A 5042-nucleotide genomic window follows, 5' to 3' on the forward strand; every position below is an offset into this window, starting at 1 on the left:
GGTCGCCGAGGTGCTGGCCGCGCTGGCCGCCGGAGCCGCCCGCCGGGCCGGTCCGCTGCCCGCCGGCCGACCCGGGGAGCTCGCCGCGCTGGCCCGCGCGGAGCTGGCTGACGCGCACGGCCCGCAGGCGCTCGCCCGGCTCACCGAACTCCTCGCCCACGGCGCCGCCGACCCGGCCGACCCGGCCTGCGCCGCCCACCTGCACTGCCCGCCGCTGGCCGTCGCGGCCGCCGCCGACCTCGCGGTCAGCGCGCTGAACCCCTCGCAGGACTCCTGGGACCAGGCCCCCGCCGCGACGGCCCTGGAGACGGCGCTGATCGCCGAGCTGGCCGCCCTGGTCGGCTACGACCCGGCCGGCGCGGCCGGGGTGCTCACCTCCGGCGGCACCGAGTCCAACCTGATGGGCCTGATGCTGGCCCGCGACCAGAAGCTCGACGGCATCGTCGAGCTGGAGGGGATCCCGGCCGGCGTCGAGCCGCGGATCATCGCCTCCCGCGCCGCGCACTTCTCCGTCCAGCGCGCCGCGGCGCTGCTCGGCCTCGGCGAACGCGCCGTCGTCCCCGTCCCCGTCGACCGCGACCAGCGGATGGACCCGGACGCGCTGGCGAGCGCCCTGGCCGGGGCGAGCTGGGCCGGACAGACCCCGATCGCCGTGGTGGCCACCGCCGGCACCACCGACACCGGTGCGATCGACCCGCTGCACGCCGCCGCCGACCTCGCCGCCCGCTACGGCGCCTGGCTGCACGTGGACGCCGCGTACGGGGGCGGCGCGCTGCTCTCGGACCGGCTCGCCCCGCTGCTCGACGGCATCGCCCGCGCCGACTCCGTCTCGCTCGACTGGCACAAGCTCGGCTGGCAGCCCGCCGCCGCCGGGATCTTCCTGGTCCGCCGCGCCGAGACCTATGTCTCGCTCGCCCGCCGGGCCGAGTACCTCAACCCGGCCGACGACGAACAGGCCGGCTACCCCAGCCTGTTGGGCCGCTCGCTGCGCACCACCCGGCGGGCCGACGCCTTCAAGATCGCCGTCACGCTGCGCACCCTCGGCCGCGCCGGGCTCGGCCGGCTGGTCGACGCCTGCCACCGGCTGGCGCTGGACGCCGCCGAGGCCGTCCGGGTGGAGCCGGCGCTGGAGCTGTACGCCGAACCCGTCCTGACCACCGTGCTGTTCCGCTACCTCCCGCCGGGCCGCCCGGGCGCCGGCGCCGCCGATCCGGCCACCGTGGACGCGGTCAACGGCGAGCTGCGCCGGGAGCTGCTGCGCACCGGCCGGGCCGTCGTCGGCCGGACCGAACTCCCGGGCGAGGGCCCCGGGCGGGTCCGGCTGAAGCTGACGCTGCTCAATCCGCACACCAGCGCCGCCGAGGTCGGCGTCCTGCTGGGCCGGGTGGTGCGGGCCGGGCGGGACATCGCGGCCGGCTGACCGCCGCGGCCGGCCGGCTGCCGTGTCCGACCGGTGGGCCGCGGTGTCCGGTCGGCCGGCCCCGGGTCCGGCCGAATTGCCGAGGCAAAGGCAAAGCCTTTTTCGGGGGCGGATGTTGGAGGAATACACAGTGGCGTGCCATGCTGTCCGGGGGATATTCGGCCGCCCCCGGAAAGCCTCCGTGGACATACCTTCCCGGAGGAGTACAGGCTGATTCAGGCCGCCTGGTGATCAGAATCCGCCAACCCCTCGGCAGGGCTTGCGGAGATCCCGAACGGCGGCGGTAACTTCATGTGGTCGCCGCCCCACCAAGAGCACACGACTCCCCGGGGCAGGCCGCCTGACCAGGCGCGCGTCATCAGCATGCGGTGACCCCACCCCCGACTCCGGGTGGACTCCGGCTGCCGTCATGCACTTCTGTGAATCCCCGGTAAAACCGCGTGAACCACCTGAAGCCAGTCCTGTGACCATTCCTGCGAAGCGGAGGCAAGGCATGCGCGAAACCCTCCCGGGTGAACGTGCCACACCCATCGATACGACCGGGTACGAGGCCCTTCCGTTCTCCGACCGCTGCCGCGAGATCTGGCGCCGCGGTGAGCACCTGCTCATCGGTGTCAGTCCCGGGAACAGCTATTTCAGTCACCGCCGAATCGCCGAACTCATCGGGTGGGGGCTGGAGTTCTTCGAACGGATAGACATCGTCCACGCCGATCTGCATGTCGGGGCGCAGTACGAGACCTTCGGTTACACCCCCGAACACGCGCACCGGCGGGCCGCCAAGGAGATCAAGGCCACCGCCCGCCGGATCGCCCGCGGCATCGAGGAGGCCGGCCACCGCGACGCCGTCCGGGCGCACGCGCTCTCCGAGTTCGCCGGCCACCCCGTCTACCGGCGGTTGCACCGGGAGGCCCTCGACGCACTCCGCGCCGACCGGGACTTCGGCGCGGCCGCCGAGGCGATGGCGCGCGGCTTCCTGGCCGCCCGGCTGGACGAGGGGCTGGCGCCTAACGAGCCCCAACTGGCCGCCGGGCTCCGCTACATAGCCGCCGAGCTGCCGTTCTTCCTGGACACTCCGGCGCTGCTCGGCGTGCCCTCCTCGGTGAGCTGCTACCACCTCCAACTCCCGCTCACCCCAGTGCTGTTCGGCCGCTCGGAGGGTCTGCGGGCGGCGCCCGGCCAGGGCTACGCGGTGGTCCGCCCGGCCGCGCCGACGGCCGCCGCGGGCGCCGTCGCCGGGACCCGCGCGGCCTGACCGCGCCCGACCTGACCGCGCCCGACCTGACCCGTGCGGCCCGACCCGGCCGCGCCCGCACGTACCCGCGCCGCGCCCCGCCCGGCCGACCGCCCGCGCGCCCGTGCCCCGACCGGTGCCCGCACACCCGCCCCGCCCTCGTGGGGCCGCCCCCGTACCCGCTGCCCGATCCCAGGGAGTACCCCCGTGACCGACCTCACCTTCCCGCTCTCCCGCCGGGGCGACGTCCTGCCCGAGGAGGCGAACCGGCTGCGCGCCGAGCAGCCCGTCGCCCCGGTCCGCACCATGACCGGCGACCCGGCCTGGCTGGTCAGCAGCTACCCGCTGGCCAAGCAGGTGCTGGAGGACGAGCGCTTCAGCCTCAAGGACACCGCCAACCCCGGCGTCCCCCGCCAGTACGCGCTGACCATCCCGCCCGAGGTGGTCGACAACATGGGCAAGATCAACGGCGCCGGCCTGCGCAACGCCGTCATGAAGACCCTCTCGCCGCGCGCGGACAAGGAGCTGGACGGCTGGCTGCAGGCCGAGGCGCACCGGTTGATCGACGCCCTGGTCGGCCAGGGCGCCCCGGCCGACCTGCGGGACGGCTTCGCCGAGCCCTACTCCGCCGCCCTGCACTGCCGGCTGCTCGGCCTGCCCGCCGAGGACTGGCGGCGGCTGATGGCGGGCATCGACGTCGCCTTCCTCACCAGCCCGGTGCCGTTCGAGGGCTCCGCGCCCAACTGGTACAAGGACCTCGGCTACGTGCGGGAGCGGCTCGCGGCCCAGCCGGCGCCCACCGAGGGCCTGCTGGGCCGGTTCGCCGAACTGCGGCGCTCGCCGGACGCCGCGGACCGGGTCGGCGACGAGCTGCTGGCCACCGTCGCGCTCTCGCTGTTCGGCGCGGGCGCCGTCTCCACCTCCTCGTTCCTGCTGCACGCCGTCATCTACCTGGCCCGGCAGCCCGAGCTGGCCGAGCGGCTGCGCCGGGAGCCCGCGCTGATCGGCCGGGCGGTGGACGAGCTGCTGCGGGTCAACCTGTCGATCGGCGACGCGCTGCCCCGGATCGCGCTGGCGGACGTCCGGGTCGGTGAGGTGCTGGTGAAGGCGGGGGAGCTGGTGCTGGTCCTGGTCGAGGGGGCGAACTACGACCCGGCCGTCTTCCCGGACCCGGAGCGGATCGACTTCGACCGGGTCGACAACCCGCACCTGGCCTTCGGCGCGGGCCGGCACTTCTGCCCCGCCTCGGCACTCGGCCGCACGCACGCCGAGATCGCGATCACGGCGCTGGTCGAGCGCCTGCCGGGCCTGCGGCTGGCCCTGCCGGTCGAGCAGCTGGCGTGGCGGCCCGGGTTCATCAAGCGCCTGCCGGAGCGGCTCCCGGTGCTCTGGTAGCCGGTGCCGGCCGGGCCGGCGGTGCGGCCCGGCGGTCGTGCGGCCCGCAGGCCCGGCCAGCTCCTGGCCCCTACCGGCCGAACAGGACGGCGCGGGCGCGCTCCCAGCACTCCGGGTCGGCGGCGACCAGCAGGCCCTCCTCGCCGCCCGGGGCCTCCGGCCGGTAGGGCTTGCCGTCGAGCCGGGCGGAGACCCCGCCGGCCTCGGTGACCAGCAGCGAACCGGGCGCGTGGTCCCACGGCAGGGTGCGCCAGTAGAGGATGAAGTCCAGCGCGCCGTCGACGAGGTCCGGGTACTCGATCCCGGCCGCGTTGCGGCCCGGGGTGATCTCGCCGAAGCCGGCCGCGGCGTTCGCCTCCAGCGTCCGGCGCAGCTCCGGCTCCAGGAAGCGGCTCTTCAGCGAGCCGCGCCACTCGGTCGGCGGGCCGGCCGCAAGGGGCCTGGTCAGCCGCTCGCCGTTGCACCAGGCGCCGGAGCCGAGCTCGGCGGTGTAGCAGGTGGCGGTGGCCGGCTGCCAGATCCAGGAGGCGACGGTCTGCCCGGACCGGACCAGCGAGGCCATCACGGCGTAGTCGGGGCGGCCGGCGATGAAGTTCGAGGTGCCGTCGACCGGGTCGACCAGCCAGGCGGCGGGCTCCGTGTGCAGGGCCAGCGCGAGCGACGGATCGGCGGACACGGCCTCCTCGCCGACCACCGGGACGGGCAGCAGCTCGCGCAGCCGCCGTTCGATGATCACCTCGGCCTCGCGGTCGGCGATCGTCACGACCTCGCCGGGGGCCTTCTCCATGACCTCGCCGGCTGCCAGCGCGCGGAACCGCGGCTCCACCACCTCGGCGCACGCCTCGGCGAGAATCTCCGCCACCCTGTCCATCAGCACGTTGCGCGCTCCCTTCGCTGGCTACCACTTTCGCACGTCAGTGCGGTGTTGACCTTCGCCAGCCCCCGGAGCGCCCGTCGCGGGCGCCGGGCGGCGGGCCGGGGGACGCGCTCCCGGCC

Annotated in this window: 4 protein-coding genes; 3 read left to right on the forward strand and 1 reads right to left on the reverse strand. The window is 75.4% G+C overall.

The annotated features are described in order from the left end of the window. The 3 genes from ACFWA9_RS38140 to ACFWA9_RS38150 all read left to right on the forward strand — a co-directional run. A partial coding sequence (locus ACFWA9_RS38140; RefSeq protein ID WP_380393974.1) for a pyridoxal phosphate-dependent decarboxylase family protein occupies positions 1–1420 on the forward strand: 1420 nt, incomplete at its 5' end. 493 nt (positions 1421–1913) lie between these two features. Beyond that, a complete protein-coding gene (locus ACFWA9_RS38145) occupies positions 1914–2672 on the forward strand; it encodes a tRNA-dependent cyclodipeptide synthase (protein ID WP_380393977.1) in 759 nt (252 codons plus the stop codon). Positions 2673–2858: 186 nt separating this feature from the next. Next, positions 2859–4046 (forward strand): cytochrome P450, encoded by a 1188-nt coding sequence (locus ACFWA9_RS38150; protein WP_380393980.1) that lies wholly within the window; start codon positions 2859–2861, stop codon positions 4044–4046. Positions 4047–4116: 70 nt separating this feature from the next. Here ACFWA9_RS38150 and ACFWA9_RS38155 read toward each other — a convergent pair whose 3' ends face one another. After that, positions 4117–4917 carry an inositol monophosphatase gene (locus tag ACFWA9_RS38155; RefSeq protein WP_329492330.1) on the reverse strand — a complete coding sequence of 267 codons (801 nt, stop codon included), beginning with the start codon at positions 4915–4917 and terminating at the stop codon, positions 4117–4119. Positions 4918–5042: the final 125 nt, after the last annotated feature.

Source organism: Kitasatospora sp. NPDC059973, from assembly GCF_042737525.1.
Taxonomy (GTDB): Bacteria; Actinomycetota; Actinomycetes; order Streptomycetales; family Streptomycetaceae; genus Kitasatospora.